Here is a 4,602-nt window from a genome sequence, read left to right on the forward strand (position 1 = left end):
TAATTAAAAATAAATTTTATCACGAAATACAAGAGTTGTACGCACAAGGAGCTCAGGTCGAACAACTTAAAGCACATCTGGGGCGCGCACGTGCCAAACGCGGTATGTTTGAAGGCGATTTACACGATGGCGAACTCGAAATCGGACAGGTAAGTGCGTTAATCGATCAAATTTTACACGTTTCCGAAGTATTTACTCAAATTTTAGCAGAATTTCATCATGAACAAAAACGTGTCGCACATATTTCATTCTAAGCCATTCGTTTGGGCACTATTGCTGGTAACGACTTTCTTTTCCGCGAAAGCGCAAGACCGACCCAAATTAGTAGTTGGCATTGTAGTCGACCAAATGAAAACCGAGTATTTATACCGATTTGCGAACGATTTCGGTTCAGGAGGATTTAAACGATTAACCTCAAACGGATTCACATTTTATAACGCGCACTTCAACTACATGCCTACGTACACAGGTCCGGGGCACGCATCGGTTTACACGGGAACTACACCGCGTTTTCACGGAATTGTTGGAAACGATTGGTACAATAAATCGATTAAAAAGAACATGTATTGTACCGATGATGTCAGCGTACGCACGCTAGGTGCCGGCGATGAAGCGGAAGGAAAAATGTCGCCCAAAAATCTAAAAGCCACAACTATTACCGACGAATTAAAATTGTCGACCAATTTCAGAGGGAAAGTAATCGGTATGAGCATGAAAGATCGCGGAGCTATTTTGCCGGCCGGACATTTTGCCGACTGTGCATTTTGGTACAGCAAAACCGGAGCTTTTATTAGCAGTACTTTTTACCGAAATGAATTACCTGCTTGGGCAACGAAATTTAACGACGAAAAGAATTTCTTAAAATATGTGCAAAACGCTTGGAATCCGTTGAAACCCTTGGCGCAATACGACGAGAGTTTAGCCGATGAAAACCCGTACGAAGGGAAAATTTTTAAGGCTAATGCGGCAACATTTCCGTACGATTTGAAAAGCATGTACGAAAAAAGTGGTGCACAAATTTTGCGCGCACTGCCTTTTGGAAACGACTTGCTTACCGATTTTGCGGTTGCTGCCATCGATGCCGAGCAATTGGGAAAAGACAATCACACCGATTTTCTGGCAATCAGTTATTCGGCAACCGATTACGTGGGGCACATCACCGGCCCGCGTTCCATTGAACTGCAAGATACGTACGTGCGGTTAGATGCTTCGCTGGAAAAATTACTGAAATATCTGGATGAGAAAGTAGGTAAGGGTCAGTATTTGGTGTTTTTAACTGCCGATCATGCTGGAGCGGAAAATCCGGTTTTTTTGAAAGATCACAATTACGAAGTTGAAAACGTAAGTTCGAAAGATTTCGTCAATAAATTAGAGGCTTTTGGATTAGCAACTTTTGGTGAAGATGTTATTGCAAATTGCAGTAACCAAAACATCTTTTTCGACAAAGATGCGCTGGCAGGAACGGGTATTTCATTGACCGATGCCAAAAATAAAGTTCGGGATTTTGTGATGAAAGAATCCTGGGTGCTGCGCGTTTACACAGAAGAAGAAATTTTAGCATCGTCGGGCAGTGATCCGTATTTGCAGCTTATAGCGAACGGTTATGATACCAAGCAAAACGGTGAGTTGGTTATTTTAGAATCGCCCGGAACCTTGGAAGATCACACAACAGGCACGACACACGGATCTGTTTTTTCGTACGATACGCATGTGCCGATTATCTTTTTTGGAAAAGGAATAACCGCCGGTAAATCGCACGAAAAGTGTGTCATTACCGAAATTGCGCCTACACTCGCACAATTGCTTCAACTGTCTTTACCAAATGCGACCAACGCCGAAGTCTTAGAAGCGCTATTCAAAAATTAATTCTAAATACTAGACGCTAACAATTACGTAAGTGCTTGTAAATTAGAATGATAATTTTAACAAAAGCAGTTTCAATCACAGGGAATTGAATGTGGTTTTCCCTGTGCACTTTCTCTGTGTTCCTATTTTTCAGTTGAGGTAGGCATTTTATGCAACAAACTTCCCATTTCACTGTTAAAACAACTTTTTTTACCGCTTAAAATCAACTACTTTTGCAACTTCTAAAACAAACACGTATGAGCGCTGTTAAAGATTTGTTTGAACGAATCCAAAATAATAAGGGTCCTCTAGGAAAGTGGGCCTCGCAAGCCGAAGGCTACTACGTTTTTCCAAAATTGGAAGGCGAATTAGGTCCGCGAATGATGTTTCACGGAAAAGAAATTTTAAACTGGAGTATTAACGATTACCTTGGTTTGGCGAACCATCCTGAGGTTAGAAAAGCCGATACGGAAGCCGCTGCAGAATACGGTGCTGCATACCCAATGGGTGCACGTATGATGAGCGGACAAACCGATTATCACGAACAGTTGGAACGCGAATTAGCCGCTTTCGTAAAGAAAGAAGCTGCGTATTTGCTGAACTTCGGTTACCAAGGGATTATGTCGACAATCGACGCTCTGGTTACCAAAAACGACGTAATTGTTTACGACGTTGATGCACACGCATGTATCATCGACGGTGTGCGTTTGCACATGGGTAAACGTTTTACCTATAAGCACAACGACGTGGAGAGCATGGAGAAAAACTTGCAACGTGCCACAAAACTTGCGCAGGAAACAGGCGGCGGAATTTTGTTTATCACGGAAGGGGTTTTCGGAATGCGCGGTCAGCAAGGAAAATTGCGCGAAATCGTAGCGATGAAAGAGAAGTACAACTTCCGTTTGTTGGTAGATGATGCGCACGGTTTTGGTACTTTAGGTGCAACGGGAGCAGGAGCAGGCGAGGAGCAAGGTGTTCAAGACGGCATCGATGTGTATTTCTCGACGTTTGCAAAATCTATGGCAAGTATCGGTGCTTTTATTGCTGCCGATCAAGACGTTATCGATTATTTAAAATATAACTTGCGTTCGCAGATGTTTGCGAAATCGCTACCGATGATTCAAACCAAAGGAGCATTAAAGCGATTGGAAATGCTGCGCAACATGCCCGAGCTGAAAGACAAGCTTTGGGAAAACGTAAACGCCTTGCAAAACGGCTTAAAAGCTCGTGGTTTTGATATCGGCGATACCAATACCTGCGTGACTCCGGTGTACCTAAACGGTAGTATTCCAGAGGCCATGATGTTGGTAAACGATTTACGTGAGAATTACAATATTTTCTTATCGATTGTAGTGTATCCGGTGATTCCAAAAGGCATCATTTTACTGCGTATGATTCCAACAGCTTCGCACACTATGGAAGACATCAACCAAACTTTAGATGCTTTCGAAGCCGTTCGCGAAAAGCTGGTAAACGGTACGTATTTGAAAATTGCTGCCGAGAAAACAGTCGACGTATCTTAACAATAAAAGTAAAACCTAAAAGTAAAGGCTGCCAATGGGTAGCCTTTCTTGTTTTGAGTTTCGGCGAAAAGTAGCGGTATAAAAAAACAGCTCATTCTTCGCACATAACTTGATGTCTAAAAAATGAGCTGTTTTATTGACTTTTTCAGTAAAAAACGGTTTACGTCAAAGACGACATATCAATCACAAAACGATAGCGGACGTCGCTTTTTAGCATGCGTTCGTAAGCCTGATTGATTTCTTGCATTTTTATGACTTCAACGTCGGAAACAATGTTGTGTTCGCCGCAGAAATCGAGTAATTCTTGCGTTTCGGCAATGCCACCAATTAGCGATCCGGCTACTGTTTTACGGGAAAAAACCATCGGCATCGTATTTAATTGATCTTCCAACGCGCCCAAGTATCCAACTACGACTAAACTTCCGCTAACCGCAAGTGCCTGAACGTAAGGATTTAAGTCGTGCGCATACGGAACGGTGTCTAAAATAAAATCGAAGGTACCAGCGGCGGCGGCCATGGCTTCAGGATCGGTTGAGATAATAATCCGATCTGCGCCTAATTGTTTTGCATCGGCTTCCTTGTCGGCCGATCGTGAAAAGAGCGTAACATCAGCTCCCAGGCCTTTCGCGAGTTTAATAGCCATGTGGCCGAGTCCGCCCAAACCAACCACGGCAACTTTACTGTTCGGCCCAACGTTCCAATGGCGTAAAGGCGACCAAGTGGTGATTCCTGCACACAACAGAGGAGCAACGCCAGCCAAATCCAAACCGTTTGGCACACGTAAAACAAAGTGCTGATCTACGACAATCGATTGCGAATAGCCGCCGTGTGTGGTTCCGCCCAGAAATTTATCGACGCCACCGTAAGTTCCGGTAAATCCGTTCAAACAATATTGTTCTAGATCTTGAGCGCAGCTGCTGCAGCTTCGGCAACTGTCAACCAAGCAGCCAACGGCAACGGTATCGCCAACGTGGTATTTGGTAACGGCATTGCCAACGGCGGTTACTTTACCTACAATTTCGTGTCCGGGCACCACAGGATAGGTGGTAAATCCCCAATCGTTTTTTGCAAAGTGCAGGTCGGAATGACAAACACCGCAGTATAAAATTTCGATGGCAACATCGTCGGCTTGTACCTCCCGACGCTGAATTTGAATGTTTTCGAGCGCTTGATCGGGCGCATGAGTCCCGAAAGCCGCTACAGTTGTTGTATTCATAGCATGTAAAATTTGTTC

The 4,602-nt window shown here is 43.8% G+C and carries 3 protein-coding genes and 1 pseudogene; 3 read left to right on the forward strand and 1 reads right to left on the reverse strand.

Annotated elements, in window-relative coordinates; all coding sequences use genetic code 11:
• From ACOVQQ_RS07810 to ACOVQQ_RS07820, 3 genes and pseudogenes are all read left to right on the forward strand, one after another.
• Positions 1-254: pseudogene (locus ACOVQQ_RS07810) on the forward strand (nitronate monooxygenase); the annotation flags it as partial.
• Complete coding sequence (gene pafA / locus ACOVQQ_RS07815; protein ID WP_421817706.1) at positions 232-1,866, forward strand: alkaline phosphatase PafA; 1,635 nt, start codon at positions 232-234, stop codon at positions 1,864-1,866. The pseudogene ACOVQQ_RS07810 and the gene pafA, both read left to right, overlap by 23 nt.
• A gap of 236 nt (positions 1,867-2,102) precedes the next feature.
• A complete protein-coding gene (locus ACOVQQ_RS07820) occupies positions 2,103-3,368 on the forward strand; it encodes an aminotransferase class I/II-fold pyridoxal phosphate-dependent enzyme (protein WP_421817707.1) in 1,266 nt (421 codons plus the stop codon).
• A gap of 160 nt (positions 3,369-3,528) precedes the next feature.
• On the opposite strand, the gene ACOVQQ_RS07825 is transcribed toward ACOVQQ_RS07820, so the two are convergent.
• Positions 3,529-4,584, reverse strand: a complete 1,056-nt coding sequence (locus tag ACOVQQ_RS07825; protein WP_421817708.1) for an NAD(P)-dependent alcohol dehydrogenase — start codon at positions 4,582-4,584, stop codon at positions 3,529-3,531.
• Positions 4,585-4,602 lie beyond the last annotated feature (18 nt).

It is taken from the genome of Flavobacterium sp. (assembly GCF_049240005.1).
GTDB lineage: Bacteria > Bacteroidota > Bacteroidia > Flavobacteriales > Flavobacteriaceae > Flavobacterium.